Genomic DNA, 26,126 nt, shown 5'->3' on the forward strand with positions numbered 1-26,126 from the left:
CGAGCAAGCTCGCTCCCACAGGGGCCAGATCAGCCCGAGATACGTCAAGCCACCCTGGCCTTCAACGCCCTGCGCAACGCCACCAATAATTTCAATATGTCCTGCGGATCCAGCCGTTGCGGCACTTTTACGTCAGCCATGTTCTCTTCCTTGTGATGGTTTGGCCGGGAGTCTGGCCAAAAGCGGTGCGTCCTTGGAGGGGTAATTCGAAAAAAAGATCCTTCCTACAACTAAAAGGAAAATAGTCGTCTTCTTCCTTCGCAGCAAATTCGCGGGATAGTTTTTTGCGTGATATCAATATGCTTTAACGGTATTTAAATTAAAGTTCTTATGCCTTTAAAGTCGGTGTCTGCCGGGTAATTATCCAGCGCCCATGGACTGCACCACCGTCGCTTATCGAGCGGCGTCCAGGATGTTCAATGAACTTCGATTACGCTTTTATCCTCAGCACCCTGCCGGCGTTTCTCAAGGCCGTGGGTGTGACGCTGCAGGTGGGCTTCATCGCCATCGGCACATCGCTGCTGGTGGCGCTGATCAACACGACGATTCTGGTGTTCCGCACGCCTTACCTGCAACGCTTGGTCGGGCTGTACGTGGAGCTGGCGCGCAACACGCCGCTGCTCATTCAGCTGTTCTTCGTTTACTTCGCCTTGCCGGCACTGGGCATCAAGGTCTCGGGGTTTGCGGCAGCGATCATCACCATGACGTTTCTGGGCGGTGCTTACCTCACGGAAGTGCTGCGAGCCGGTGTGGACGCAGTGCCTCAGGCGCAGCTGGAATCCGGTCGCTCCATTGGTTTGTCCCATGGCCAGTTGCTGCGTTACGTGATACTGCCGCAAGCCGGCATCCTCAGCCTGCCGTCGCTGTTCGCCAATTTTATTTTTTTGCTCAAGGAGACCACCGTGGTCTCGGCCGTGGCGGTGCCGGAGATTCTCTACACCACCAAAAGCTACATCGCGCTCTACTACAAAACCTACGAGATGCTCGCCGTGCTGACGCTGATTTGCGTGCTGCTGTTTTTGCCGCTGTCGCTGCTGCTCAGCCGTCTGGAAAGGAGGCTCCAGTATGGCCAGTTCGGGTCTTGAGTTGTTGTGGGTGTCGTTGCCGCAACTCGGCAAGGGCGCTGCGCAAACGTTGTCGATTTCTTTCTTGAGCATCGCCATCAGCACCGTTGGCGGCGTGCTTTATGGCGTGTTGTGCACGCTGAATGTGAAGTGGTTGAAGGCCATCCTGCGGGTCTATCTGGAGTTGTTCCGGGCGATCCCGGTGCTGGTCTGGTTGTACCTGCTGTTCTTCGGATTGCCGATCTTCTTCGGCCTGAGCATTCCGAGCTATTGGTGCGCGGTGCTGGTGCTGTCGCTGTGGGGCGCCAGCGAGGTCGGCGAAGTGGTGCGCGGCGCGTTGCATTCGTTGCCGCGCGGCCAACGGGAGGCGGGTTTGTCGATTGGCCTGAACGGCCCGCAACTCTACGGCTACGTGTTGTTGCCCCAGGCGCTGAAACGCATGACGCCGCCGACCATCAACGCCTACACGCGAATCATCAAGACCAGCTCACTGGCGGTGCTGATCGGTGTGGTGGACGTGATCAAGGTCGGTCAGCAAATCATCGAACGCACCTACGAATCCGTGCTGATCTACGGCGTGCTGTTCCTGTTTTTCTTTTTCATCTGCTACCCGCTCTCGGCCGCCTCGCGCGTGCTGGAGCGGCGCTGGACGCAAGCATGAGCGCATTGATCGAGTTCGAGGGTTTCAACAAGTTTTTCGGCGAACAGCAGGTGCTGAACGGTATCGACCTGCAAGTGAAGTCCGGCGAAGTGATCGTCATCCTCGGCCCCAGCGGCTGCGGTAAAAGCACCTTGCTGCGTTGCCTCAACGGGCTGGAGGCCGCCCACAGCGGCAGCCTGAAACTGGCCGGCCGCGAGTTACTGGACAAGGGCACCGACTGGCGCGAAGTGCGACAGCAGATCGGCATGGTATTCCAGAGTTATCACCTGTTTCCGCACATGAGCGTGCTCGACAACCTGTTGCTCGGACCGGTCAAGGTGCAGAAACGCGAACTCCGCGAAGCCCGGGATCAGGCCGAAGCCTTGCTGGCGCGCGTGGGCCTGCTGGACAAGCGCGACGCCTTTGCGCGCCAGCTCTCCGGCGGTCAGCAGCAACGCATCGCCATTGTCCGTTCGCTGTGCATGAACCCCAAGGTCATGTTGTTCGATGAAGTCACCGCCGCCCTGGACCCGGAAATGGTCAAGGAAGTGCTGGAAGTCATTCAGGGCCTGGCCCGCGAAGGCATGACGCTGCTGATCGTCACTCACGAAATGGCGTTCGCCCGTGCAGTGGCTGACCGCATTGTGTTCATGGAAGCCGGGCGAATCCTTGAACAAAATCCACCCGAGATTTTCTTTACGAACCCGCAAACCGCACGAGCGCAGCAGTTCCTGGAGAAGTTCTCCTACGTCGCCGCACTACCCAAAACGACTCAAACAAAGGAACTGGAACTGCCATGAAAACTGCCAAGTCTTCTCTACTGCTACTCCCGCTGCTCGGTCTCGCACTGCTGGCCGGCTGCAACAAAACCGAAGAGCCACCGAAGCCGAAAGTTGTCAACGAAAGCACCGCGCCGGCCCGCTACCTGGACAAAATCAAGGCGCGGGACAAGTTGATCGTCGGCGTCTTCACCGACAAACCACCGTTTGGATTCGTCAATGAGGCAGGGCGTTACGTCGGTTTCGATACCGATATTGGCCGCCAATTCGCCAAGGATCTGCTGGGCGATGAAAACAAGGTCGAGTTCGTGGCCGTAGAGCCGGCGAGCCGGATTCCGTTCCTGCAAAGTGACAAGGTCGACCTGATCCTGGCCAACATGACCGTGACCCCGGAGCGCAAGGAAGCGGTGGAGTTCACCAACCCGAATCTGAAAGTCGCGGTGCAGGCGCTGGTGCCGCAGGCCAGCGACGTGAAAAACCTCGATGACCTGGCGACCCGCACCACCATCGTCACCACCGGTACGACGGCGGACATCTGGCTGACCAAAAATCACCCGGACTGGAAATTGCTCAAGTTCGAGAAAAACTCCGAGTCCCTGCAAGCCTTGGCCAACGGTCGTGGCGATGCGTATGCGCAGGACAACCTGGTGCTGTTCAGCTGGGCGAAACAGAACCCGGGTTATCGCGTGCTCAGCCAGACGCTGGGCGCCGAAGCACCGATCGCGCCGGCGGTGAAGAAGGGCAATATCGAGCTGCGCGACTGGGTGAACGCCGAGTTGGCGAAGCTGGGTGAAGAGAAGTATTTGCTCAAGCTGTACGACCAGTATGTGCGCAAGGAATTGAGCGATGACACCAAGCCTGAGAGCGTGATTGTCGAGGGCGGGAAGTGGCAGGGGTGATTTTTTACTGAACTTTGCGGCGGTCTTGCGGCCGCCATCGCGAGCAAGCTCGCTCCCACAGGATTCAGGTCACCCTGTGGGAGCGAGCTTGCTCGCGATTCGGTTTGTCAGACGCCGCTCAGTCCGGCCAATACCACGCCGGCTCGTCCAGCAGCCGCTGCCCTACAATCCCGGTCTGGCCCAGGTTTTTCTCCAGCACGATGCAGTTGCATTCCGGGTCCTCCTGCAACGCCGAGATCAGCCGCCGCGCATGGGACACTACCCACACCTGACAGTGCTCAGACGCTCGGATAATCAAGCGCGCCAGCGCCGGCAACAGGTCCGGGTGCAGGCTGGTTTCCGGCTCGTTCAACACCATCAGCGATGGCGGACGCGGCGTCAGCAGGGCCGCCACCAACAGCAAGTAGCGCAACGTCCCATCGGACAATTCAGCCGCGGACAACGGACGCAACAACCCTTCCTGATAAAACTCGATTGAGAACCGACCACCGGCCAGCGGCTCGATGTGCAGCCGCGCACCGGGAAACGCGTCGCTGATTGCGTTGCGCAAAGCGTCTGGGTCACCAATTTCGATAATCGTCTGCAACGCCGCCGCCAGATCCCTCCCGTCGTGATGCAAGACGGGCGTACGCGTACCCAACTGTGGTTGGCGTACGGGGGCATCCGCGTCGCTGCGAAAGTGATCGTAGAAGCGCCAGCGGCGGATGAACTCACGCATCTCCAGAACCTCCGGCGAGGTACGCAGGCTGCCTACCTGATCGAACAGACTGTCGAAAGTCGGCGTGTGTTGAGCCAGCACGTCCCAGCTGCGGTTGGTTCGGGTGCGGATCATCGGGCCGTCGCGATCCACCAGCAGGCTCGCTGGACGATAGTACGCCCCGGCCCAAAGGCATTCTCGCTTGATTTGCGGGTCGAGGCTGAAACGTGACGGAATGGGTGAACTGTGCCCGGGCAACATGAAATGACCGTTGGAGTAGGGTGACCCCAGGCTGATCGAGTAACCGAAGTCTTCGCCGGCAAACCCCAGGCGCAAGCGCTTAACGCCGTGTCGCACCGTCGCCTCGATCGGCACTTCACCGTTCCGCATGCGTCGGGTGATGTTTTCCGGTCCGGCCCAGAATGTCGAATCCAGCCCACCTTCGCGAGCCAACGCATTCACCACGCCGCCTTGAGCAGTTTCCGCCAGCAAGCGCAAAGCCCGGTAGAGATTGGATTTGCCGCTGCCGTTGGGACCGGTGATCAGGTTCAAGCGACCCAGCGGAATCACCAGTTTATTGATCGAGCGGTAATTGGCCACCGCGAGGGTTTTGAGCATGGGAAGCTTCCTGCTACGTGGTCGCCCAGTTTGCCTTATTGTCGAAAATACTGTGACCCCCTGTGGCGAGCGAGCTTTTGTGGCGAGCGAGCTTGCTCGCGCTGGGCTGCGAAGCAGACCCAAAGCATTCCATGAGGTGTGTCAGGCAAAACGCAATTGCAGGGTTTGTGAGCGCTAAGTACTCGAGCGGGAGCGAGCTCCCTCGCCACAGGGTTCGCCGTAAACCTGTGCACCTGTTGAACCCTGTTCTAAGCTCACAGTCGTATCGGCATTGGCAAGTTCGTACAACGCAAAGGAGTCTGCATGGCTGGTCCCGGATTGAAAAGAGTGGTTGGCCTGAGCCTCCTTGTCCTGTTGAGTGCGTGCGGCGAGAAACCCAAGGTCGAAAAGGACCGTCCGCGGGTTTTCGTGCAGGCCGTCAAATCGGCCGATTACGCCGCATCCGTGACCCTCACCGGCGATGTTCAGGCGCGCGTCCAGACTGAGCTGTCGTTTCGCGTCGGCGGCAAGATCATCCAGCGTATGGTCGATGTCGGTGACCGCGTGTCGGCCAGACAAGTGCTCGCCAAACTCGACCCGAAAGACCTGCAAACCAATGTCGATTCGGCCCAGGCCCAGGTCGCTGCCGAACAGGCACGGGTCAAACAGACGGCTGCCGCTTTCGTTCGCCAGCAAAAACTCCTGCCCAAGGGCTACACCAGTCAAAGCGAGTACGACGCCGCCCAGGCCGCGTTGCGCAGCAGTCAGAGCGCGCTGACGGCCGCCCAGGCGCAACTGGCCAACGCCCGTGAGCAACTGAGTTACACCGCGCTGATTGCCGACGCGCCGGGGGTCATTACTGCCCGTCAGGCCGAAGTCGGTCAGGTGGTACAGGCCACGATGCCGATTTTCAGCCTCGCCCGGGACGGTGAGCGTGACGCGGTGTTCAACATTTATGAATCGCTGCTCGCAGAAGCACCGGAAAACAGAACGATCGAAGTCAGCCTGCTCGACAACCCCGCCATCAAGACCACCGGCACGGTTCGCGAAGTGACCCCGGCGGTTTCCGCGCAGAGCGGCACGGTGCAGGTCAAAGTCACCCTTAACGGTTTGCCGGAAGGCATGCAGCTTGGCTCGGTGGTCAGTGCCACGGCAAAGACGCCGGGCAAATCCGCGGTGGAGCTACCGTGGTCGGCGCTGACCAAAAACCTCAGCGACCCGGCCGTGTGGCTGGTGGATGACGAGGGCAAGGCGCAATTGCACACGGTCACAGTCGGTCGTTACCTGACCGGCAAAGTCATCATCAGCGACGGCCTGAAAGGCGGTGAAAAAGTCATCATCGCTGGCGGCCAGTTGCTTCACCCCGGCGTGAAGGTGGAAATCGCCGAAAACACCTATAAAGACCTGGCTGAAGGAGCCCAGCCATGAAGCGGATGTTGCTGGTGTTCGCCGGTGTGATGCTGGTGGCCTGTTCAGAAAAAGAACCGCCGCCGGAGCCGGTCCGCCCGGTGTTGTCGATCAAGGTCCAGGCGCTTGACGAGGAAAATCTCGGCCGTTTTGCCGGCAGCATCCAGGCCCGTTACGAAACCAATGTCGGATTCCGTGTGCCGGGGCGGATCGCCAGTCGCAACGTCGATGTCGGCGCCGAGGTGGAGAAGGGCGCCTTGCTCGCCACGCTCGATCCCACGGATCAGCAAAACCAGCTGCGCTCGGCCCAGGGCGATCTGGCGCGGGTCCAGGCGCAGCTTATCAATGCCCAGGCCAACGCCCGGCGTCAGCAGGAACTGTTCGATCGCGGGGTCGGTGCGCAGGCCCAACTGGACATCGCTCAGACTGATCTGAAAACCACGCAGGCCTCCATGGATCAAGCCAAGGCTGCGGTCGATCAGGCCAAGGACCAACTCGATTACGTCGAACTGCGCACCGACCACAAAGCCATCGTCACCGCGTGGAATGCAGAAGCCGGGCAAGTGGTGACGGCCGGCCAGCAAGTGGTGACCCTGGCGCAGCCGGACATCAAGGAAGCGGTGATCGACCTGCCCGACACCCTGGTAGACCAACTGCCGGCGGACGTGGTGTTTCAGGTCGCCGTGCAACTGGACCCGAGTATCACCACCACCGCCATCGTCCGCGAAATCGAACCCCAGGCTCAAAGCGCCACCCGCACCCGTCGCGCCCGCCTGACCCTGACCGACACACCCGCCGGTTTCCGACTGGGCACCGCCATCAGCGTGACCCTCAGCTCCGCGATCAAACCACGTATTGAGTTGCCCCTGACCGCGCTGCAAGAGGTCGATGGAAAATCGCGGATCTGGGTCATCGACCCACAGACCCAAACCGTTTCCCCGCGTGATATCAGCCTGATCAGCCGCACTGACTCGACGATGGTCCTGGCCAGCGGCGTGAAATCCGGCGAGCGCGTCGTAAGCGCCGGTGTGAACAGCCTGAAACCCGGGCAAAAAGTGAAAATCGATGAGGACAGCCCACAATGAAAGGGAGTTTCAACTTATCCGAATGGGCCCTCAAGCATCAGTCGTTTGTCTGGTATTTGATGTTCGTCGCGCTGCTGATGGGCGTGTTCTCCTACATGAACCTCGGCCGCGAAGAAGACCCCTCGTTCACCATCAAGACCATGGTGATCCAGACCCGCTGGCCGGGTGCGACCCAGGAAGAAACCCTCAAGCAGGTCACTGACCGCATCGAGAAAAAACTCGAAGAGCTCGACTCCCTCGACTACGTGAAAAGCTACACCCGTCCCGGCGAATCGACGGTGTTCGTCAACCTGCGCGACACCACCAGCGCCAAGGACATCCCGGAAATCTGGTATCAGGTGCGCAAGAAGATTAACGACATTCGCGGCGACTTCCCCAAAGGCCTGCAAGGGCCGGGGTTCAACGACGAATTCGGTGATGTGTTCGGTTCGGTGTACGCCTTTACCGCTGATGGCTTGTCGATGCGCCAGTTGCGCGATTACGTCGAGCAGGTCCGCGCCGAGATCCGTGAAGTGCCGGGGCTGGGCAAGGTCGAGATGGTCGGCGAGCAGGATGAGGTGCTGTACCTGAACTTCTCCACTCGCAAACTGGCGGCGCTGGGCATCGATCAGCGTCAGGTCGTGGAGAGTCTGCAATCGCAAAACGCCGTGACGCCGGCCGGGGTGATCGAGGCCGGGCCGGAGCGGATTTCTGTGCGTACCACAGGGCAGTTCGCTTCCGAGAAAGACCTGGAAAACGTCAACCTGCGGCTCAACGACCGCTTTTATCGCTTGGCGGACATCGCCGAAATCAGCCGAGGATACGTAGACCCTTCGACGCCTGAGTTTCGCTTCAACGGCAAACCGGCCATCGGCCTGGCCATCGCGATGAAGAAGGGCGGCAACATTCAGGTGTTCGGCAAGGCGCTGCACCAGCGCATGACCGACCTGACCGCCGACCTGCCAGTAGGCGTCGGCGTGTACAACGTTTCCGACCAGGCTGACGTGGTGGAAGAAGCCGTCGGCGGTTTCACCAGCGCGCTGTTCGAAGCGGTGGTGATCGTGCTGATCGTCAGTTTCGTCAGCCTCGGCGTGCGCGCCGGATTGGTAGTGGCGTGCTCGATTCCGCTGGTGCTGGCGATGGTCTTCGTCTTCATGGAGTACAGCGGCATCACCATGCAGCGGATTTCCCTCGGCGCGTTGATTATCGCCCTTGGCCTGTTGGTGGACGACGCGATGATCACGGTCGAGATGATGGTCACCCGCCTGGAAATGGGCGAAACCAAGGAGCAAGCGGCCACCTTCGCCTACACCTCGACCGCGTTCCCGATGCTCACCGGTACGCTGGTGACGGTGGCCGGTTTCGTGCCGATCGGCCTGAACGCCAGTTCGGCGGGCGAGTACACCTTCTCGCTGTTCGCGGTGATTGCAGTGGCGATGCTGGTGTCGTGGATCGTCGCGGTGTTGTTCGCGCCGGTGATCGGCGTGCACATCCTCAGCGCCAACGTGAAAGCCCATGACACCGAGCCTGGGCGCATTGGCCGTGCCTTCAATTACAGCATGCTCTGGGCCATGCGCAATCGCTGGTGGGCCATCGGCATCACCGTTGCCTTGTTCGTGGCATCGGTGTTTTCCATGCAGTTCGTGCAGAACCAGTTCTTCCCGTCCTCCGACCGCCCGGAAATCCTCGTCGACCTGAACCTGCCGCAAAACGCCTCGATTGCCGAAACCCGCAAGGTGGTGGACAAGCTCGAAGCCACGTTCAAGGACGACCCGGACATCGTGCGCTGGAGCACCTACATCGGCGAGGGGGCGATCCGTTTCTACCTGCCGCTCGACCAGCAATTGCAGAATCCGTACTACGCGCAATTGGTCATCGTCAGCAAGGGCCCGGAATCGCGAGAAGCCCTGAGTCAGCGTTTGCGCGAGCGCTTGCGCAAGGATTTCGTCGGGATCGGCAGCTACGTCCAGGCGCTGGAAGTGGGCCCACCTGTCGGGCGGCCGATTCAGTACCGGGTCAGCGGCAAGGACATCGACCAGGTGCGTAAACACGCCATCGCCCTGGCCACCGAACTGGACAAGAACTCGCACATCGGCGAGATCATTTACGACTGGAACGAGCCGGGCAAAGTCCTGCGCATCGACATCGCTCAGGACAAGGTGCGGCAACTTGGACTGTCGTCGGAAGACGTGGCCAATCTGATGAACAGCATCGTGGCCGGTGCGCCGGTGACGCAGGTCGATGACGATATCTACCTGATCAACGTCGTCGGCCGCGCGGTGGACGCGGAGCGCGGTACGCCGGAAACCCTGCAGAACCTGCAGATCGTCACGCCGAGCGGCACGTCGATTCCGCTGCTGGCCTTCGCCACCCTACGTTATGAACTGGAGCAGCCGCTGGTGTGGCGTCGCGACCGCAAGCCGACGATCACCGTCAAGGCGGCGGTGCGCGACGAGATCCAGCCGACCGATCTGGTCAAGCTACTGAAGCCAGATATCGATAAATTCGCCGCGTCGTTGCCGGTGGGTTACAAGGTCGCCACGGGTGGCACGGTCGAGCAAAGCGCCAAGTCCCAGGGGCCGATTGCCAAGGTTGTGCCGTTGATGCTGTTCTTGATGGCGACCTTCCTGATGATCCAGCTGCACAGCGTGCAGAAGCTGTTCCTGGTAGCCAGCGTCGCGCCGCTCGGCCTGATCGGCGTGGTACTGGCGCTGATCCCGACCGGCACGCCAATGGGCTTCGTGGCGATCCTCGGGATTCTGGCGCTGATCGGCATCATCATCCGCAACTCGGTGATTCTGGTGACGCAGATCGAAGAGTTGGAGAAAGAGGGACTGGCCCCGTGGGATGCGGTGGCGCAAGCCACGGAACACCGTCGCCGGCCGATTCTGTTGACGGCCGCGGCGGCGAGCCTGGGGATGATCCCGATTGCCCGGGAAGTGTTCTGGGGACCGATGGCGTACGCGATGATCGGCGGGATCATTATCGCGACGTTGCTGACGCTGCTGTTTTTGCCGGCGCTGTATGTGGCCTGGTACAAGATTCGCGAGCCGAAGAAAGAGGTGCATTAAAGCAGAGCGCTACGCGCTCTGTTCGCGAGCAAGCCCGCTCCCACAGGGAACCGCGTTTGCCTGAACAACTCGGTCAACTGTGGGAGCGGGCTTGCCCGCGAAGACGCCGGTACAAACACCGCAAGTCTGAAGGCATTACACCTTACGCCAGACACTCGCCAGCCAAGGCTGCTGCTCTCGCGGCAGCCCGGCTGGCCGGTAGTAATGCTCCAGCTCCACGAAACCCGCCGCGGTCAGCAACGCCTGCCACGCCTGCAAATCGTGATAAGCCCCATACCGCGCCCCATTCCAGCCTTCCTGGTTCTCACCCCGCGGATTGGAGCTGAACAACACACCGCCCGGCTTCAAAGCCCCACGCAACTCCTTCAACACCCGAGGCAATTCCTGACGCGGAATGTGAAACAACACCGCATTGGCGAAGATCCCGTCGAAGCGTTCAGACGGCAGATCAAGCTTCAGAAAATCCTGCTGCCAGACCTCACAACCACTGTCCTCGCGCGCCATCTGCGCAAGTTTTTCCGAGCCGTCAAGCCCGACAGCGGTGTGCCCCATGCGCGTGAACGTCTGCAAATCACGTCCCGGCCCGCAGCCAAAGTCGAGAATGTCGAATGGCGACTCGCCCTGAATATGCCGCAACAGCGCATCGATGTTCTGGCTGACATCATGATCACGCGTCCCTTCGCGAAAACCTTCGGCCACCGAGTTGTAATGGCCCAGGGTGGTGGCGGTGATCTGCTCGAGGTCATCGGGAGTCTGTTTCATCGGTCGGCTGCGCAGGCAATGGGGATTTGCCGAATATACGCCATGAAGCCGGTGGCTGCCGCGCAGCCCCTAAAAAGCTTCGCGAGCAAGCCCGCTCCACATTTGACCCGAGTTGTTCAGGAAAACTCGGTCAAGTGTGGGAGCGGGCTTGCTCGCGAAAGCGGTATCACTGGCAACCAAAAACGTCAGCCGGAATCAACGCTTATTGAGACCCCGCGCCAACCGATCCCCTCCCAACTGAATCATCGCCACCAACACCACCAGCAACACAATCACCGTCAGCATGATCTGGCTATCAAACCGCTGATACCCGTACCGGTAAGCAATGTCCCCCAGCCCACCCGCGCCAATCGCGCCGGCCATGGCGGACGAGTTGATCATCGTCACCAAGGTAATGGTGAAACCGCCGACAATCCCCGGCAGCGCTTCAGGCAACAACACATGCCAGACGATATGCCAGCGCCGGCACCCCATTGCTTGCGCCGCTTCGATCAGTCCGTGATCGACCTCGCGCAAACTGACTTCCGCGATACGCGCGAAGAACGGCGTAGCGGCAATGGTCAACGGCACCACGGCAGCCCAGACACCGTAAGTGGTGCCAACGATCAACCGGGTGAACGGAATCAACGCCACCATCAGAATCAAAAACGGAATCGAGCGGAACAGGTTCACGAACGCGCCCAATGCGCGGTTCAGGGCAGGTGTTTCGTAGATCCCGCCCCTGGAGCTGGTGACCAGGATCACCGCCAGCGGAATCCCCGCCAGCAACGCGATCAATGACGACACGCCCACCATCAAAAACGTGTCGATGAAGCCTTGCAGCAAGCGATCAAACCACATAACCCAGCACCTCCACCCGTTGCGCCCATTGACCGGCACGCTGGCGCAGTTCATCGGCACCGAGGGACGAACCGGCCACCGCTAACAGTAATTGCCCCAGCGCATGGCCCTGAATCCGCTCCACACCGCCTTGCAGCAAGCGCACGCGACCACCGAGTGCGGCGAACAGCGCAGCCAGATCCGGTTCGTCGGTAGCGCTGCCGGTGAATTGCAAGCGCAACACAACAGCGGCGTCCGACGACTGTGGTTGAGCCTGAAGGCGACTTTGCAGCTCTTGCGGCAACGCGTGTTGCAACGGTGCGAGCAAGGTTTTGCTGACGTCGTGTTGCGGGTTGCCAAAGACTTCCCACACTGGGCCTTGCTCGACGATGCGTCCGTGCTCCAGCACCACGACGCGGTCACAGATGTCGCGGATCACCGCCATCTCGTGGGTGATCAGTACGATGGTCAAACCCAAACGCTGATTGATCTCGCGCAGCAGGCCGAGGATCGATTGCGTGGTCTCCGGGTCCAGTGCCGAAGTGGCTTCGTCGCACAGCAGAATCGCCGGGTCATGCACCAGCGCGCGGGCGATGCCGACGCGCTGTTTCTGCCCGCCGGAGAGCTGCGCCGGGTAGGCCTTGTGTTTCTCTTGCAGGCCGACCAGCTCCAGCAGCTCGCGGACTTTCTGCTCGCGTTTTTCCTTTGGCACGCCGGCGACTTTCAGCGGCAACTCAACGTTCTGCCAAACGGTCTTGGCCGACATCAGGTTGAAGTGCTGAAAGATCATGCCGATGCGCCGACGCAGCTTTACCAGGCGGTCTTCATCGAACTCGCCGATGTCCACTTGGTCGATCAGCACGCGGCCGGTGCTCGGTTGTTCGAGACGGTTGATGGTGCGGATCAGTGACGATTTGCCGGCGCCGCTACGGCCGATGATGCCGAACACTTCGCCGCGCTGAATGGCCAGGTCGATGCCATGCAGCGCGGCCACCGGACCTTGCTGGCCGTTATAGGTTTTGCCCAGGCCGATGAATCGCACGTGAGCACGATTCAGGTCCGGGTGTAGTTCGGTCTGTTCGGCTTTTTTAGGCTCTGGAATTTCCAGTCGCCGTTGGATAGCGGCCGTCATTCTCAGCTTTCCCAACCGGCTTGATAGAGTTTGCCGTGCGTCTTGTCGAGGGCTGCTCGAACGACTGGCGAATGCTGGTAGATGTCGATGAATTTGATCAGGCGCGGGTCGGTTTTGCTTTTCGGCTGGATCACGAACTGGATCACGTATTCCTTGTGATCGAGGCCGTCGAACAGCAACGCGGAACCGGCATCGAAGGTCTTCGCCAGTCGGATATAAGCCGGGTAGCCCTGAACCAGATCGGCATCATCGTAGGCACGCACGAGTTGCACGGCTTCGACTTGAAGGATTTTGATTTTCTTCGGGTTGGCGATGATGTCTTCTTCGGTGGCCTTGTAGCCGACACCCGGTTTGAGTGTGATCAACCCGGCCTTGGCCAGCAGTTGCAAGCCACGACCGCTGTTGATCGGGTCGTTGGCGATGGCGACGCTGGCGCCTTGCGGCAGCTCGTCGAAGCTTTTGTATTTCTTCGAGTAGAGGCCGACGTTGTTGATGATGCCCGGTGCGAAGGGCACCAGGTCAAAACCGGAGGCGGCCTTGGCGTTTTCCAGGAAAGGGACGTGCTGGAAGTAGTTCACGTCGATATCGCCGGCGGCGAGGCTGACGTTAGGGGCGATCCAGTCGGTGAACTCGACGAGCTCCACTTTCAGTCCTTGTTTGTTGGCTTCTTCTACAGCGGCCTCCAGCGGAATGGCGAACGCGGCGGTGGTGCCGACTTTCAGGGGCGCGTCAGCGGCGAAGGTGATGGAGCTGAAGAGGCCGAGGGCCAGGGCCAGTGCTTTGACTGGGTGAGAGAGGTAGGTCTTTTTCATGATGAGTTTCCAGTCAGTGCATTAATTTGGGGTATTTGAGCGGGCTTTTAGCGGCGAAATGCCGATCCTGTGTGTTGCTCAGGCAAATGCGCCTCTGCGTGAAACAGCTTTTCCCGCAAGCTGCCATCGTCATAGGCCGTCTTGTACGACCCACGCCGCTGCAGTTCCGGAATCACCAGTTCAATGAAATCCTCATAGCTTTCCGGCGTGACAATCCGCGTCAGGTTGAAGCCATCCAGGCCTGTTTCGGCGATCCACGATTCCAGCTCATCGGCCACTTGTTCAGGCGAGCCGACAGCCGTGATGTAGCGACCACCGAGCGCGTGCTGCTCAAGCAATTTGCGCCGGGTCCAGTCATTGTTTTGCAGGTTTTTGGTGGCCGACTGAATCGCGTTGCTCTTCACGTACTGGATCGGTTCGTCGATGGTGTACTCGGAAAAATCGATCCCGGTCGACGCCGAGAAATGCGCCACGCCTGCCTCGGCACTGGCGTAGCTCAGGTACTCGGCATGCTTCTTCCAGGCAAGCTCTTCAGTGGCGCCGACAATCACGTTCAAGCCCATGAACACCTTGATGTCCTCAGGATTGCGCCCTGCCTCGACGGCGCTGGCGCGCACCTTGTCCACCTGAACCCGGGTCGACGGTTTGTTCTGGCCGCTGATGAACACGCACTCGGCATGCCGCCCGGCGAACAGCAAACCGCGATCCGAACTGCCAGCCTGGAACAGCACCGGCGTACGCTGCGGCGACGGTTCGCAGAGGTGATAGCCCTCGACCTGATAGAACTCGCCCTTGTGCTCGACCTTGTGCACTTTGTTCGGCTGCGCGTAGATCCGTTGTTCGGGATCGTTGATCACCGCGCCGTTTTCCCAACTGCCTTCCCAGAGTTTGTAGAGCACTTCGAGGTATTCGTCGGCCTGGTCGTAACGACGGTCGTGTTCCACCTGTTCGCTCAGACCCATGGCTTTGGCGGCGCTGTCGAGGTAACCGGTGACGATGTTCCAGCCGACCCGACCGCGACTCAGATGGTCGAGCGTCGACATGCGCCGGGCGAACAGATAGGGCGGTTCGTAAGTCAGGTTGGCGGTCAGACCGAAGCCAAGATTTTTGGTGACGGCGGCCATCGCCGAGACCAGCAGCAACGGGTCGTTGACCGGCAACTGGATCGACTCTTTCAGTGGCACGTCTACCGAGTCTTGATAGACGTCGTACACGCCAACGATATCAGCGATGAACAAGCCATCGAACAACCCACGTTCCAGCAACTTCGCCAGATCGGTCCAATACTCGATGGTTTTGTACTGGGTGGAATTGTCCCGTGGGTGCGTCCACAAACCATGGTTGATGTGCCCGATGCAGTTCATGTTGAACGCGTTGAGCAGGATCTTCTTTCTGGCGTCGGCCATCAGATCGTCCCTCGCAACGGCGGGTTTTCATCGTTGAGGTAGTAGTTGCCCACGGCGTGATACTTCCAGCGCACCGGGTCGTGCAGGGTATGCACCCGAGCGTTGCGCCAGTGGCGATCCAGTCCGTGTTCGATCAGGGTCGACTGGCTGCCGGCCAGTTCAAACAGCGTGCTGCCGGCGGCGAGGGAGATTTCGGTGCTGATGGCCCGGGCTTCGGCAACGGCGATTGACGCGGCGGCAACGGTCTCGGCGTTGGTGTGGGCCTGGGCTTTGTCGAGGAATTCACCGGAGCGTTCCAACAGCGCCTCGGCGGCGTGCAGGCGAATGCTCAGGTGGCCGAAGCTCTTGATGGTCAGCGGGTCTTCGGTGGCTTTTTCATGGGTGGCGTCGATCCATGGCCGGGTTTTCGTCCGCACAAAATGCAGCGCATCTTCATAGGCTGCGCGGGCGATGCCGGTGTCGATAGCGGCGTGAAGAATTTGCGCCAACGGGCCGACTGGCGTCGGGCGTTCGAAGGCACTCTGAAACGGGATCACGTCTTCGGCAGCAACGTAGACATCTTCGAAGACCACCGAACCGCTGCCGGTGGTGCGCTGGCCGAAGCCGCTCCAGTCGTCGATGACGGTCAGGCCTTTGCTGTCGCGTGGGACGAATGCCAGTTGCTGCACGCCGTTTTCATCCACCACTGAGGTCGGGATGCGTTGCGCGTAGATCGCGCCCGTGGCGTAAAATTTGCGGCCGTTGATGCGATAACCGTCACCGTCGCGTTTCAGGCTGGTGACGCGGTCGTGAGCGGTTTTTGTACCGAGTTCGGCGAGCGCATTGCCAAAGCGTTGACCGGCCAGAACTTCTGTGTAGAGACGTTTTTTCTGCTCGGTGCTGCCGTTCACGCGCAGCACTTCGAGGGCATAAAAATGGTTCTGAGGAATTTGTCCGAGGGAGCCATCAGCCTGGGCGATCAATGCAATTACCTTGGCCAGCGTGACGTTCGAAACGCCGGCGCCGCCGTACTCCTTCGGCACGCTGATGCCCCACAGGCCCGAGCGGGAAAACACTTCCAGTTCCGGGTGCGGCAAACGGCGTTCGCGGTCGCGCAAAGCGCTGTCGCGTTTGAAATCTTCAGCCAGATCAGTGGCGACGATCAGGGCTTGTTCATCGCTGGTGATGACCGCGACGTGGTGAGAAAGAGTCATGTGTTTCTCCAGAGATCTGGTCGTTAAATCCAGGAGTGGCGAGCCGGTAAAGTACCGTTCAAGTGGTAAGCGCCGACGGCGTGATACTTCCAGCGCACCGGGTCGTGCAGGGTGTGCACGCGGGCATTGCGCCAGTGGCGGTCGAGGTTGAATTCGGCGAGGGTGGCGCGGCTGCCGGCCAGTTCGAAGAGCTTTTCGCTGGCCAGCAGCGAGATCTCGGTGGTCAGCACTTTGGCTTCGGCCACGGCAATCGAGGCGTGCGCGGCGGATTCGGCGGTGAGCGGTGCCGCGTTGACCTGATCCAGCACGTGCCCGGCCTTGCGCAGCAGCGCTTCGGCGGCGTGCAGTTCGATTTTCAGTTTACCGATGTCGGCGATTACGTAGAGGTCATCGCTGGCGCGCTCGACCTTGGCGTCGATCCACGGTCGGGCGCGGGTTTTCACGAATTCGATGGCGTCATCGATGGCGCCGCGAGCGATGCCGGCGTCGATAGCCGCTTGAATCAGTTGCGAGACGGCGCCCTGAATGTTCGGCGTGTCATTGATCTTCCAGTTATCCACCACCAGCTCGGCGTCGACCCGCACGTTGTTGAGTAAAATGGTGCCGCTGGCGGTGGTGCGCTGGCCGAAACCGGACCAGTCATCGACGATGCGCAGACCCGGCGTGCCACGACGGACGAAAGCCAGCACTTGCTTGCCGTCATCGTTCAGCGCCTTGACCGCGACCCAGTGGGCAAACAGGGCGCCGGTGGAGTAGAACTTCTGCCCGCTGATGACAAAACCGTCACCGTCGGCGGTGATCCGTGCCTTGAGTTCGAGGGTGTTTTTGGTGCCGCGTTCAGGCCCCGCATTGCCGATGCGCCAACCTTCGAGCACGCTTTTGAACAGCTGCTTTTTCTGCGCCTCGGTCGCGCTGCCCAGCACCAGGTTGAGAATGCCGAACTGGTTCTGCGGGATCTGTCCAAGTGCCGGGTCGGCCGCGGAAATGATCGCGAACACTTCGGCCAGAGTGACGAACGAAACCTGCGGGCCGCCATATTCGCGCGGGATGGCAATGCTGCCCAGACCGCTGCGGGTGAACTGTTCGATTTCCGACCATGGCAACTTGCGCTGCTGGTCGCGTTTGGCCGCTTGCAGACGAGCGACCTGCGCCAACTCATGGGCGGCCATGACGGCTTGCGCGTCGTTGCGCAAGACCTGCGCGGGCAACAACAAGGGGGCGACGTCCAGATCACTCTGGATGAATGCATCTGCCAGACTGGACATCAGTGCCGCTCCTTGGCTGCACGCAATGCCCTGGCGATCTGCACTGGGGTGATTGTGTTCCGGATCATACCTACCTCACATCTCATGAAACGCCGCGAGGGTTGCGGCGAAGTAAAAACAAGAATGTCCGGTGGTCCGGTGTATATACCCTAAGCGTGTATAAAAAATTAATAAACTAACTTTTTGGAATATGAATAGAAGGGGCTTAAATGGGTCGAGCGCGACCCCTGTGGGAGCGGGCTTGCTCGCGAAGGCGGTAGGTCAAGCGTTGTCAATGTGCATGACACACCGCCTTCGCGAGCAAGCCCGCTCCCACAGGGGCGATGGGTTTTCACTTCTTGTCAGATTCAGCGGCCATTAACATTTCCTTCGGCCGGACCTTCAAATAGGGGTTGGCACACCCAATCTTCAACGTACGTGCCGGCGCCCAGCGCGAGTTGTTGCCCACACGGTCGAGGATGCAGTAGGTCACCTCCAGCCGCAGGTCTTCGCCTGCTTCGAGAATGATGGATGGCGGCACCCAGACCTGAATCGGCTCGCCCACGTCGCTCGCCTTGAGCCGTGGCAGGTCCATGCGCGCATCGCCCCAGCGCAAGGTGATTTCATCGTCGGCGGCCATGTTCAGGTACGGCTCGATGGTCAAGGGAACGCCGCGCTTGACCTGGTTCGGGTTGACACCCTGGCGGCGGATGGTTTCGGGAATGTTCACCGGCGCCAGACTCTGGTTTTCGTCACCACACAGTGCGGATGGCTGGCCACCCGGGCAGTCGAGCTTGATCTGTACGCGGGTTGCCGGTGACAGCGCAGGCCCATGGCCGACCTGCATGAGCCGATAGTGAAGGCGCGAGGAACCATTGGCGATGAAACTTTCCGGCACTCGCAGACTGATCGCTTCACCGACGTCTTGGGCATTCAGCACCCTTGAGGCCACGTAGCAGTTGTCCCAGAACAGCTCGATCAAGTCACCGTCGTCCATGCCGGGGTAAGGTGCCACGTCGATCAGCAGATGAGCCGCCGAGGTGATGTTGATGCCGCTCTTGTGTGATTGCGCCACAGTTGGTGCCGCAAGTTCGGGTCTGTTCGAAGTGTTTTTCATGGGTTTCTCCTTGAAGTCTTGCAGCGAAGTCCGTTTCTGAAAGAGCTGAATTGCCAAGCAACAAACGGCTCATTACTTTCGAATGAAAACAATGATTGATAGTGATTGATTGCATCTGCTGGAGACTAGATAAGAGCGCGCGGGAATAACTGTCAATAGAGCATGTAAGTTAAGTAATGAATCTGATGTTATTCAGAAAGCTCCTACACTTTCAGGTTAAGAAGCCGCATCGTGCTGTCGAACATGACCACTGAATCAGCGGATTTTGGAGGGTGGGGGTGATTTCAGCGCATACACCGCTGGTTAAGTAGCTCCAGGATTTTAGGCGAGGTTTATCTGTAGCAGGACATATATATGTACCGCACACGATATTGAAAGAAGGGTAAATTAATCGAGTGTGCTTAAAGAGGGAATAAAAACGCAGTGTTATTTCCGTCCATGGAAGTTAACACTTTGTTATTGCGGTTCAGTTGTGAGTATTGTTCAGAAACTTGCTGAGAAACTGCTTTGTGCGTTCTTCTTCAGGATTGGCAAACAGTGCCTTGGCTTCGCCTTGCTCGACGATCACACCCTTGTCGAAAAACACCACGCGGTTGGCCACGTCACGGGCAAAACCCATTTCATGAGTGACGATGACCATGGTGCGTCTCTCCTCGGCCAGGCTGCGGATGGTCGCCAAAACTTCACCCACCAGCTCCGGATCGAGCGCTGAGGTGGGTTCATCGAACAGAATCACTTCCGGTTCCATCGCCAGCGCTCGGGCAATTGCCACGCGTTGTTGCTGACCACCGGAGAGGCGTCGCGGGTAAGCGTCTTCCTTGCCCGCCAGGCCAACCCTGGCCAACAGCTTTTTCCCCAGGGCAACGGCGTCGGCGTGCGGGATCTTCTTCACGATGATCGGGCCTTCGATGACGTTTTCCAGGGCGGTGCGATGGGGGAACAGGTTGAAGTTCTGGAACACAAAGCCGACGTGCTGGCGCAAGCGCCGCACCAGACTCTGCTGCTGGTTCAGCGGGCGGCTGCCATCGATTTCGATGTCACCAACCTTGATCCGGCCGCTGGTGGGTTCTTCCAGGAAGTTCAGGCAACGCAGGAACGTGGTTTTCCCCGAGCCGCTTGGCCCGATGATCGCGACGACCTCGCCTTCCTTCACCTCCAGATCGATGCCGTTGAGCACGACTTGACCCTTGAACTGCTTTGTCAGTTTTTCCACGACAATCATTGGGTCAGGACTCCAGATCGTGCCGATTGACCCGGGCTTCCAACTGGTTCTGCAGGTGCGACAGCACCGTGGCCAGAATCCAGTAGATCAGCGCGGCGGCAAGGTACATGGTGAAAATTTCGAAGGTCCGGGCGGTGATCAGCTGTGCCTGACGGAACAGCTCCGGCACCTGAATGGTGGCCGCCAGTGCCGTGTCCTTGACCAGCGAGATGAAGCTGTTGCCCAACGGCGGCAGCGCGGTGCGCATTGCCTGCGGCAGGATGGCCCGGCGCAGGGTTTGCGCGCGGGTCATGCCGATACTGGCCGCGGCTTCCCACTGACCGCGTTCGATGGAGCTGATCGCGGCACGGAGGATTTCGCAGGCGTAAGCCGCCATGTTCAGCGAGAAGCCGATCAGGGCCGCCGGCAGCGGATCAAGTTCGATGCCCAATTGCGGCAAGCCGTAATAGATCACGAACAGTTGCACCAGCAACGGCGTGCCGCGAAAGAACGACACGTAGATGCGCGCAAGCCAGCTCACCGTTTTGAAGCGCGACAGACGCATTAGCGCCAGGCCGAAGCCCATCAGCAGGCCGAAAAACATCCCGCCCAGACTGAGGATTACCGTGTAGTACGCGCCCTTCAGCAGGAAGGGCGCGGAGTCCAGCGCAAGTTGGAAAGCTTCTTCCATTATTGAGTGACGTCAGCGCTGAAGTACTTTTCCGAAAGCTTTTTCAGCGTGCCATCGGCGCGCAGCTTGTCGATGGCCTTGTTGACCGCTGCCAGCAGCTCAGGCTCGCCTTTGCGCAGGGCGATACCGGCTTCCTGGCGGGAGAAAGCTTCGCCGGCGGCGGCAGTGTCCTTGGCCTTCTTGGCGTATTCCAGCGCGGCGAGGCGGTCGATCAGAATGGCGTCGATGCGGCCCACGCGCAGATCCTGGAACTTGGTCGGATCATCTTCGTAGGTGCGGACGTCAGCCTTCGGAACGTTTTCTTTCACCCACTGCTCGTAGTTGGTGCCCAGGCCTACACCGACTTTCTTGCCGGCCAGGTCGGCGGCGGTCTTGATGGTGTCTTTGTTCTTGGTCAGGGTCAGCGCCTGTATCCCGGAAACGGTGTATGGCTCGGAGAAGTCATACTTCTTCTTGCGCTCTTCGGAGATCGTCACCTGGTTGATCACCGCGTCCAGACGCTTGGATTCCAGCGCCGCGAGAATGCCGTCCCATTTGGTCGGTTGCAGTTTGACCTTCACGCCCAGCTCTTTGGCCAGAGCTTCGGAGAACTCGACTTCGAAGCCGGCCAGTTTGCCGTCGGCGTCGACGAAACTGAACGGTGGGTAGGTGCCTTCCAGGCCGACGTTGATCACGCCAGCGTCCTTGATTTTTTGCAGCTGCTCACCGGCAACCGCTTGCCCCAGCAGACCCGCGCTCAGCGCCAGGCCCAGCGAACCCACCAGCAGATTTCGACGTAGTGCGGAAAAATTCATGACAAGCCCCTGTGTTTTCTTATGAAGACGCTATTCGGAATGTTGGCAAAATCGGGATTTGGACGACTGCAATATCCTGCCCTAAAGCAGCGTATGCGTCTCGCTGCAAATTCGCCTGCGGCGTGACTATATGATGGCGCTATTAGATAGGAAAATAATAAATATTCTGTTTGTTATTCTTTAATTGCATATATGGCCAGCGCAATCCCCTGCGGCGAGGGAGCGTGCTCCCTCGCCACAAAAGCACTTCATCCAGCCAGCGAGTCTTTGTACGCAAACAACGCCGGCGCTCCACCTGTATGCAGGAAAATGATCGGCCCTTCATCAAAACGCTGACGACCAATCCCGTCCAGCAAGCCGGCCATGGCCTTGCCGGTATACACCGGATCCAGCAGCAAACCTTCCTGACTCGCGACCAGTTTGATCGCCGACAGCGTTCCGGCATTCGGCTCGCCATAGCGCGGGCCAAAATATTCGTCCCACAACTCGACCTTGAAACTGGCCGGCAGGCTCAAGTTCAACAGCGCCGCGGTGCGTTCGGCCAAGCCCTGGACCTTGGGCCGCTGATCTTCATCGCTGCGCGAAACGGTCACGCCAATCACTGGCAAATCCGGCAATGTTTCGCTAAGCGCGAGTGCCAGGCCGCTGTGGGTCCCGGCGCTGCCCGAGGCCAGCACTACCGCGGCAAACGTCAGGCCGGTGTCCTTGATTTGCTCGGCCAATTCCAGCCCGGCGCGCACATAACCCAAAGCGCCCAACGCATTGGAGCCTCCGATCGGCACCAGGTACGGTTTTTTGCCATTGCTGCGCAGGCGTGCGGCCAGGGATTCCAGTTGTTCGTCAGCGTTGTCGAGGTTTTCCACCAACTCCACCTTGGCATCGAACAGGTCAAGCAACAAACGGTTGCCGTTGCCGACATAGTTGGCGTCATCGGTGCCCAGCGGGTTTTCCAACAGTGCGACGCAGCCCAGGCCCAATTTGGCAGCAAGGGCAGCAGTCTGGCGCACGTGGTTGGATTGCAGCGCGCCGGCGGTGATAAGGGTGTCGGCACCTTGAGCCAGCGCATCGGCGCCGAGGTATTCGAGTTTGCGCAGCTTGTTGCCTCCCATCGCCAGCGGCGTCAGGTCGTCGCGTTTGACGTACACGTCTCGGCCAAGCCAGGCCGAAAGGCGTTCGAGTTTTTCCAGAGGGGTCGGGTGGCCGAGCAGATCGAGGCGGTCAAAACGGGCGAGCTGTTGTTTGATCATGGGTCCGTACTGGCGGAGGAAGATGTCAGGACTATAGGCACGGCTATTAGTACGGGCAACCGCCAATCACATATATCCAAACGTGCTGAGCACAGCACAATCGGTTCTTAATTCGACCTCCAGACCTTGCCGTAAAGTAATCGCCGTTAGCGCGGCCAGACAGTCCGGCCGCCGGTGTGGAGTTTTTACCTTGAGCGAGCGTTCCAGCCATTGGCAATTGCAGACCATCGTCAGCCAACTGCGCACCGCGCGCGACCAGTGGCGTGCCCAAAATGGCCGCGCCAGCGGTGAGCAGGGCGGTCGCGAGTTGCCTTCCCGAGCGGCCATGGCGGAGATTCTTGAAGCCCTCTGCGGTGCTCTGTTCCCGATGCGCCTCGGCCCGGTGGACCTGCGCGAAGAGAGTGAAGATTTCTACGTCGGCCACACACTGGACGTTGCGCTGAACGCGTTGCTGGGACAGGCACGGCTCGAACTGCGTTACGCCGCCCGCCACAGCGCCAAGGTCGACACCGAAGTCGAGGCCAAGACGATCCAGATCATTCAGGACTTCGCCCTCGCCCTGCCAGGCCTGCGCAGCTTGCTGGACACTGACGTCCTGGCGGCCTATCACGGTGATCCGGCGGCCCGCAGCGTCGATGAAGTCTTGCTGTGCTATCCGGGAATTCTGGCGGTGATTCACCATCGCCTCGCGCATCATTTATACCGCGCCGGGCTGCCGCTGCTGGCGCGGATCAGCGCAGAAATCGCCCACTCGGCGACCGGTATCGACATTCACCCTGGAGCGCAGATCGGCCGCAGTTTCTTCATCGATCACGGGACGGGTGTGGTGATCGGCGAGACCGCGATCATTGGTGAGCGTGTGCGCATCTATCAGGCCGTGACCCTGGGGGCCAAGCGTTTTCCGGCGGATGAAGATGGCCAGTTGCAGAAGGGCCATGCGCGGCACCCGATTGTTGAGGATGATGTGGTGATCTATGCCGGCGCGACGATTCTGGGGCGGATCACCATTGGCAAGGGCTCGACCATTGGCGGCAATGTCTGGCTGACCCGCAGCGTGCCGGCCGGGTGCAACCTGACGCAGGCAAATTTGCAGCATGATGACGGGACGCAGAAGTAGGGTTCGAAATCTCTGCTGTTCGATGGACCGCCTTCGCGAGCAAGCCCGCTCCCACAACTGACCGAGTTCTTCCAGGGGAATGCGATCAAATGTGGGAGCGGGCTTGCTCGCGAATGGTTTCAAGGCGAACCGAGATAATGGCATTCAGCCAATTCTCCACTGAACGAATCTACCAAACCCCACGTCATACCCTTCCTTGAGCTAGCGTGGGAAAGATGCCGCTGAGCCCTGCGATTAGTCCTTAGCACCCTATTCATGTTTAACTTGAACGCTCATTCAAGTTAAACCGCCGGTTTGCTGCCCGCTCATAACAGGAGGCTTGCCTTTGCCGAGTCCGTTACTGATTGCCCGGTTTCACCCCTTTGAGGCGCACCTTTCATGAGTGCACCGTCCACCCCCGCCAGCGGTCAGGTCCGCATGAATCCGCCGGTTTTTTACTTCGCGGCGACCTTTATTCTGCTCTTCGGCATCGTCGTCATTGCCATGCCTGAACAGGCTGGTGCCTGGCTGCTGGAAGCGCAAAACTGGGCGGCCAATACGGTCGGCTGGTATTACATGCTCGCGATGACCCTGTATCTGGTCTTCGTGGTGGTCACCGCCTTGTCCGGCTACGGCAAGATCAAGCTCGGTGCCGACCACGACGAGCCCGAATTCAGTTATCTGTCCTGGGCCGGCATGCTGTTCGCCGCCGGGATCAGCATCACGCTGTTTTTCTTTTGCGTCTCCGAACCGCTGACCCACTTGGCGCAACCCCCTCAGGGCGAGGCCGGCACGGCGGACGCGGCACGCCAGGCGATGCAGATTCTGTTTTTGCACTGGGGCCTGCATGGCTGGGGCGTGTTTGCCTTCGTTGGTATGGCGCTGGCCTACTTTGCCTACCGCCACAACCTGCCGCTGGCCTTGCGCTCGGCGCTGTATCCGCTGATTGGCAAACGCATCAATGGTCCGATCGGTTACGCGGTGGACGGTTTCGGCATCATTGCCACGGTGTTCGGTTTGGGTGCCGACATGGGCTTTGGCGTTCTGCACCTCAACGCGGGTCTGGATTATTTGTTCGGCATCGCTCACACCCAGTGGATTCAAGTAGGCCTGATCACGCTGATGATGGGCGCAGCGATCATCGTCGCGGTGTCCGGCGTCGATAAAGGTGTGCGGGTCATGTCCGACATCAACATGCTGCTGGCCTGTGCGCTGTTGCTGTTCGTGTTGTTCGCCGGCCCCACACAGCACCTGCTCAACACCTTGATCCAGAACATCGGCGACTACCTCGGCGCGTTGCCGATGAAGAGTTTCGACCTTTACGCCTACGACAAACCCAGCGACTGGCTGGGTGGCTGGACGGTGTTCTACTGGGCCTGGTGGATCGCGTGGTCGCCATTTGTGGGCCTGTTCATCGCGCGGATTTCCCGTGGCCGGACCATCCGCGAATTCGTCTTCGGCGTGCTGTTGATTCCGCTCGGTTTCACCTTGGCGTGGATGTCGATCTTCGGCAACAGCGCCATCGACCAGGTGCTCAACCACGGCATGAGTGCGCTCGGTATGTCGGCCATCGACAACCCATCGATGACCCTTTACCTGCTGCTGGAAACCTACCCGTGGAGCAAAACCGTGATTGCGGTCACGGTGTTCATCAGCTTCGTGTTCTTCGTCACCTCCGCCGATTCCGGCACCGTGGTGCTATCGACGCTGTCCGCCAAGGGCGGCAACCCGGATGAAGACGGGCCGAAATGGCTGCGGGTGTTCTGGGGCGCGATGACCGCGCTGATCACCAGTGCGCTGCTGTTCTCCGGCAGCATCGATGCGCTGAAGTCGGCGGTGGTGCTGACCTCCTTGCCATTCTCGATGATTTTGTTGTTGATGATGTGGGGGCTGCACAAGGCGTTTTATCTGGAATCGCAGAAGCAGATCGCGCAGCTGCATTCCCTGGCGCCTGTGTCCGGTTCCCGGCGTGGCGGATGGCGTCAGCGCCTAAGCCAGGCGGTCCATTTCCCGTCGCGAGATGAGGTCTATCGCTTCCTCGATACGACGGTACGTCCGGCGATTGAAGAAGTGACCGCGGTGTTCGTCGAGAAGGGCTTGAGCGTGGTCACCCAGCCGGATCCGGCCAACGACAGTGTCAGCCTGGAAATCGGTCTCGGCGAGCAGCATCCGTTCATCTATCAGGTGCAGATGCGTGGCTACTTCACGCCTTCGTTCGCCCGTGGCGGCATGGGCTCCAAGGAGCTCAACAATCGTCGTTATTATCGGGCTGAAGTGCATTTGAGCGAGGGCAGTCAGGACTACGATCTGGTGGGTTACACCAAGGAGCAGGTCATCAACGACATCCTCGATCAGTACGAGCGGCACATGCAGTTTTTGCATCTGGTGCGTTGA

The 26,126-nt window shown here is 59.7% G+C and carries 22 protein-coding genes; 9 read left to right on the top strand and 13 right to left on the bottom strand.

Annotated features, from left to right (window positions below):
- Positions 1-419 precede the first annotated feature (419 nt).
- From ACYZT9_RS01755 to ACYZT9_RS01770, 4 genes are read left to right on the top strand one after another with little or no spacing between them, the layout of a single operon-like run.
- A complete protein-coding gene (locus ACYZT9_RS01755; RefSeq protein WP_462008286.1) occupies positions 420-1,085 on the top strand; it encodes an amino acid ABC transporter permease in 666 nt (221 codons plus the stop codon).
- On the top strand, positions 1,066-1,725 hold the full coding sequence (locus ACYZT9_RS01760) for an amino acid ABC transporter permease (RefSeq protein WP_462008287.1): 660 nt from the start codon (positions 1,066-1,068) through the stop codon (positions 1,723-1,725). The genes ACYZT9_RS01755 and ACYZT9_RS01760 overlap by 20 nt, the downstream gene beginning before the upstream one ends.
- Complete coding sequence (locus ACYZT9_RS01765; RefSeq protein ID WP_462008288.1) at positions 1,722-2,504, top strand: amino acid ABC transporter ATP-binding protein; 783 nt, start codon at positions 1,722-1,724, stop codon at positions 2,502-2,504. The genes ACYZT9_RS01760 and ACYZT9_RS01765 overlap by 4 nt, the downstream gene beginning before the upstream one ends.
- Positions 2,501-3,382, top strand: coding sequence for a transporter substrate-binding domain-containing protein (locus ACYZT9_RS01770; protein WP_462008289.1), 882 nt, complete (start codon positions 2,501-2,503; stop codon positions 3,380-3,382). Before ACYZT9_RS01765 ends, ACYZT9_RS01770 begins: the two co-directional genes overlap by 4 nt.
- A 118-nt stretch (positions 3,383-3,500) precedes the next feature.
- Here ACYZT9_RS01770 and ACYZT9_RS01775 read toward each other — a convergent pair whose 3' ends face one another.
- A complete protein-coding gene (locus ACYZT9_RS01775; protein WP_462008290.1) occupies positions 3,501-4,697 on the bottom strand; it encodes an AAA family ATPase in 1,197 nt (398 codons plus the stop codon).
- A 303-nt stretch (positions 4,698-5,000) separates the two neighbouring features.
- Here ACYZT9_RS01775 and ACYZT9_RS01780 point away from each other — a divergent pair, with 303 nt between their 5' ends.
- From ACYZT9_RS01780 to ACYZT9_RS01790, 3 genes are read left to right on the top strand one after another with little or no spacing between them, the layout of a single operon-like run.
- On the top strand, positions 5,001-6,104 hold the full coding sequence (locus ACYZT9_RS01780; RefSeq protein WP_462008291.1) for an efflux RND transporter periplasmic adaptor subunit: 1,104 nt from the start codon (positions 5,001-5,003) through the stop codon (positions 6,102-6,104).
- Complete coding sequence (locus ACYZT9_RS01785) at positions 6,101-7,168, top strand: efflux RND transporter periplasmic adaptor subunit (protein WP_462008292.1); 1,068 nt, start codon at positions 6,101-6,103, stop codon at positions 7,166-7,168. Before ACYZT9_RS01780 ends, ACYZT9_RS01785 begins: the two co-directional genes overlap by 4 nt.
- The gene (locus tag ACYZT9_RS01790; protein ID WP_462008293.1) at positions 7,165-10,218 is read left to right on the top strand and encodes an efflux RND transporter permease subunit; all 3,054 of its coding nucleotides are present in this window, start codon (positions 7,165-7,167) and stop codon (positions 10,216-10,218) included. Before ACYZT9_RS01785 ends, ACYZT9_RS01790 begins: the two co-directional genes overlap by 4 nt.
- A gap of 135 nt (positions 10,219-10,353) precedes the next feature.
- On the opposite strand, the gene ACYZT9_RS01795 is transcribed toward ACYZT9_RS01790, so the two are convergent.
- From ACYZT9_RS01795 to ACYZT9_RS01850, 12 genes are all read right to left on the bottom strand, one after another.
- Positions 10,354-10,980 (bottom strand): class I SAM-dependent methyltransferase, encoded by a 627-nt coding sequence (locus tag ACYZT9_RS01795; RefSeq protein WP_462008294.1) that lies wholly within the window; start codon positions 10,978-10,980, stop codon positions 10,354-10,356.
- A 195-nt stretch (positions 10,981-11,175) separates the two neighbouring features.
- Positions 11,176-11,820, bottom strand: coding sequence for a methionine ABC transporter permease (locus ACYZT9_RS01800; RefSeq protein ID WP_462008295.1), 645 nt, complete (start codon positions 11,818-11,820; stop codon positions 11,176-11,178).
- On the bottom strand, positions 11,810-12,931 hold the full coding sequence (locus tag ACYZT9_RS01805; RefSeq protein WP_462008296.1) for a methionine ABC transporter ATP-binding protein: 1,122 nt from the start codon (positions 12,929-12,931) through the stop codon (positions 11,810-11,812). The genes ACYZT9_RS01800 and ACYZT9_RS01805 overlap by 11 nt, the downstream gene beginning before the upstream one ends.
- A gap of 2 nt (positions 12,932-12,933) precedes the next feature.
- Positions 12,934-13,743 carry a MetQ/NlpA family ABC transporter substrate-binding protein gene (locus ACYZT9_RS01810; protein WP_462008297.1) on the bottom strand — a complete coding sequence of 270 codons (810 nt, stop codon included), beginning with the start codon at positions 13,741-13,743 and terminating at the stop codon, positions 12,934-12,936.
- Between the two features lie 47 nt (positions 13,744-13,790).
- Positions 13,791-15,149 carry an LLM class flavin-dependent oxidoreductase gene (locus tag ACYZT9_RS01815; RefSeq protein ID WP_462008298.1) on the bottom strand — a complete coding sequence of 453 codons (1,359 nt, stop codon included), beginning with the start codon at positions 15,147-15,149 and terminating at the stop codon, positions 13,791-13,793.
- Entirely contained in the window at positions 15,149-16,342 is a 1,194-nt protein-coding gene (locus tag ACYZT9_RS01820) for an SfnB family sulfur acquisition oxidoreductase (RefSeq protein WP_462008299.1), read from the bottom strand. The genes ACYZT9_RS01815 and ACYZT9_RS01820 overlap by 1 nt, the downstream gene beginning before the upstream one ends.
- Positions 16,343-16,365: 23 nt before the next feature.
- Positions 16,366-17,607, bottom strand: a complete 1,242-nt coding sequence (locus ACYZT9_RS01825; RefSeq protein WP_462008300.1) for an SfnB family sulfur acquisition oxidoreductase — start codon at positions 17,605-17,607, stop codon at positions 16,366-16,368.
- Positions 17,608-17,938: 331 nt separating this feature from the next.
- Positions 17,939-18,703: a hypothetical protein gene (locus ACYZT9_RS01830; protein ID WP_462008301.1), complete on the bottom strand. Its 765-nt coding sequence runs from the start codon at positions 18,701-18,703 to the stop codon at positions 17,939-17,941.
- Between the two features lie 466 nt (positions 18,704-19,169).
- Positions 19,170-19,925: an L-cystine ABC transporter ATP-binding protein TcyN gene (gene tcyN, locus ACYZT9_RS01835; RefSeq protein WP_462008302.1), complete on the bottom strand. Its 756-nt coding sequence runs from the start codon at positions 19,923-19,925 to the stop codon at positions 19,170-19,172.
- Positions 19,926-19,929: 4 nt separating this feature from the next.
- The gene (tcyL, locus tag ACYZT9_RS01840) at positions 19,930-20,595 is read right to left on the bottom strand and encodes a cystine ABC transporter permease (protein WP_462008303.1); all 666 of its coding nucleotides are present in this window, start codon (positions 20,593-20,595) and stop codon (positions 19,930-19,932) included.
- Positions 20,595-21,389, bottom strand: coding sequence for a cystine ABC transporter substrate-binding protein (tcyJ, locus tag ACYZT9_RS01845; protein WP_462008304.1), 795 nt, complete (start codon positions 21,387-21,389; stop codon positions 20,595-20,597). Before tcyJ ends, tcyL begins: the two co-directional genes overlap by 1 nt.
- A gap of 248 nt (positions 21,390-21,637) precedes the next feature.
- A complete protein-coding gene (locus ACYZT9_RS01850; RefSeq protein WP_462008305.1) occupies positions 21,638-22,636 on the bottom strand; it encodes a D-cysteine desulfhydrase in 999 nt (332 codons plus the stop codon).
- A gap of 190 nt (positions 22,637-22,826) precedes the next feature.
- Between ACYZT9_RS01850 and epsC the strand changes: the two genes are divergently transcribed.
- The gene (gene epsC, locus ACYZT9_RS01855) at positions 22,827-23,753 is read left to right on the top strand and encodes a serine O-acetyltransferase EpsC (protein WP_462008306.1); all 927 of its coding nucleotides are present in this window, start codon (positions 22,827-22,829) and stop codon (positions 23,751-23,753) included.
- 417 nt (positions 23,754-24,170) lie between these two features.
- The gene (betT, locus tag ACYZT9_RS01860; protein WP_462010139.1) at positions 24,171-26,126 is read left to right on the top strand and encodes a choline transporter BetT; all 1,956 of its coding nucleotides are present in this window, start codon (positions 24,171-24,173) and stop codon (positions 26,124-26,126) included.

The organism is Pseudomonas sp. ZT5P21 (genome assembly GCF_054897785.1).

Coding starts and splice junctions, on each gene's coding strand:
- ACYZT9_RS01755 (WP_462008286.1), top strand. CDS start 420: ATGAACTTCGATTACGCTTTTATCCTCAGCACCCTGCCGGCGTTTCTC.
- ACYZT9_RS01760 (WP_462008287.1), top strand. CDS start 1,066: ATGGCCAGTTCGGGTCTTGAGTTGTTGTGGGTGTCGTTGCCGCAACTC.
- ACYZT9_RS01765 (WP_462008288.1), top strand. CDS start 1,722: ATGAGCGCATTGATCGAGTTCGAGGGTTTCAACAAGTTTTTCGGCGAA.
- ACYZT9_RS01770 (WP_462008289.1), top strand. CDS start 2,501: ATGAAAACTGCCAAGTCTTCTCTACTGCTACTCCCGCTGCTCGGTCTC.
- ACYZT9_RS01775 (WP_462008290.1), bottom strand. CDS start 4,697: ATGCTCAAAACCCTCGCGGTGGCCAATTACCGCTCGATCAATAAACTG.
- ACYZT9_RS01780 (WP_462008291.1), top strand. CDS start 5,001: ATGGCTGGTCCCGGATTGAAAAGAGTGGTTGGCCTGAGCCTCCTTGTC.
- ACYZT9_RS01785 (WP_462008292.1), top strand. CDS start 6,101: ATGAAGCGGATGTTGCTGGTGTTCGCCGGTGTGATGCTGGTGGCCTGT.
- ACYZT9_RS01790 (WP_462008293.1), top strand. CDS start 7,165: ATGAAAGGGAGTTTCAACTTATCCGAATGGGCCCTCAAGCATCAGTCG.
- ACYZT9_RS01795 (WP_462008294.1), bottom strand. CDS start 10,980: ATGAAACAGACTCCCGATGACCTCGAGCAGATCACCGCCACCACCCTG.
- ACYZT9_RS01800 (WP_462008295.1), bottom strand. CDS start 11,820: ATGTGGTTTGATCGCTTGCTGCAAGGCTTCATCGACACGTTTTTGATG.
- ACYZT9_RS01805 (WP_462008296.1), bottom strand. CDS start 12,931: ATGACGGCCGCTATCCAACGGCGACTGGAAATTCCAGAGCCTAAAAAA.
- ACYZT9_RS01810 (WP_462008297.1), bottom strand. CDS start 13,743: ATGAAAAAGACCTACCTCTCTCACCCAGTCAAAGCACTGGCCCTGGCC.
- ACYZT9_RS01815 (WP_462008298.1), bottom strand. CDS start 15,149: ATGGCCGACGCCAGAAAGAAGATCCTGCTCAACGCGTTCAACATGAAC.
- ACYZT9_RS01820 (WP_462008299.1), bottom strand. CDS start 16,342: ATGACTCTTTCTCACCACGTCGCGGTCATCACCAGCGATGAACAAGCC.
- ACYZT9_RS01825 (WP_462008300.1), bottom strand. CDS start 17,607: ATGTCCAGTCTGGCAGATGCATTCATCCAGAGTGATCTGGACGTCGCC.
- ACYZT9_RS01830 (WP_462008301.1), bottom strand. CDS start 18,703: ATGAAAAACACTTCGAACAGACCCGAACTTGCGGCACCAACTGTGGCG.
- tcyN (WP_462008302.1), bottom strand. CDS start 19,925: ATGATTGTCGTGGAAAAACTGACAAAGCAGTTCAAGGGTCAAGTCGTG.
- tcyL (WP_462008303.1), bottom strand. CDS start 20,595: ATGGAAGAAGCTTTCCAACTTGCGCTGGACTCCGCGCCCTTCCTGCTG.
- tcyJ (WP_462008304.1), bottom strand. CDS start 21,389: ATGAATTTTTCCGCACTACGTCGAAATCTGCTGGTGGGTTCGCTGGGC.
- ACYZT9_RS01850 (WP_462008305.1), bottom strand. CDS start 22,636: ATGATCAAACAACAGCTCGCCCGTTTTGACCGCCTCGATCTGCTCGGC.
- betT (WP_462010139.1), top strand. CDS start 24,171: ATGAATCCGCCGGTTTTTTACTTCGCGGCGACCTTTATTCTGCTCTTC.